General features: G+C 63.1%; 1 protein-coding gene. It reads left to right on the top strand.

The genetic code is table 11. The features are described from left to right. Positions 1 to 327: 327 nt before the first annotated feature. A partial coding sequence (locus ELR45_RS37410; protein ID WP_205856346.1) for a hypothetical protein occupies positions 328 to 553 on the top strand: 226 nt, incomplete at its 3' end.

The raw sequence follows: 553 nt of genomic DNA, 5'->3' as shown, positions 1-553 counted from the left end.
CTTCCTCGTGCGGGCGGTAGAGATACCGAGAAGTGCGTCGACCAATTATGATTTGGATCTTATTGTCGTCACGCATCCGCTCCATCCGCTGAAGGGGCAGCGGATGGACGTCCGATGTCGACCGCAGGACGGGTGCGGCCGTGTTCACCTGCTGCGGTGGTGTCAGTGCTCAGATGACGGTGCCGCGGTCGTGGACTGACGGTCCGAGCCGCCGCTGGCGCATCGGTTGTGGGTGCCAGAGCTGGCTCCGCTGACGGTGACGACACGCGCGAGCGCGATCGAGGGGCGTTGGTTGCGATGCCTGGGTCACGGGATCACGCTTGCGTGATGGACGAACACAAGAACGATCTGACAGGGGTTGTCGACGCGGGCGCGGCGGCGCCGGTTGGCAGCTCGTTTCGGGAATGTGGAGCGGTTGCTGTCCGGGTCGAGGGTCCAGACGGCGTTGGAACCTTCATAATCAACACTAGGACAATGCCCGTACTACTACCTACCCGGCGTGTGGCCCGCCATCACCGCAGGTCAATCCTGAGCATCACCGATCTTGCCGGAG

Source organism: Phytoactinopolyspora endophytica (assembly GCF_004138495.1).
Taxonomy (GTDB): domain Bacteria; phylum Actinomycetota; class Actinomycetes; order Jiangellales; family Jiangellaceae; genus Phytoactinopolyspora; species Phytoactinopolyspora endophytica.
Note: the sequence above shows the minus strand (reverse complement) of the source record. Positions and strands in the feature narration are given on the sequence as shown.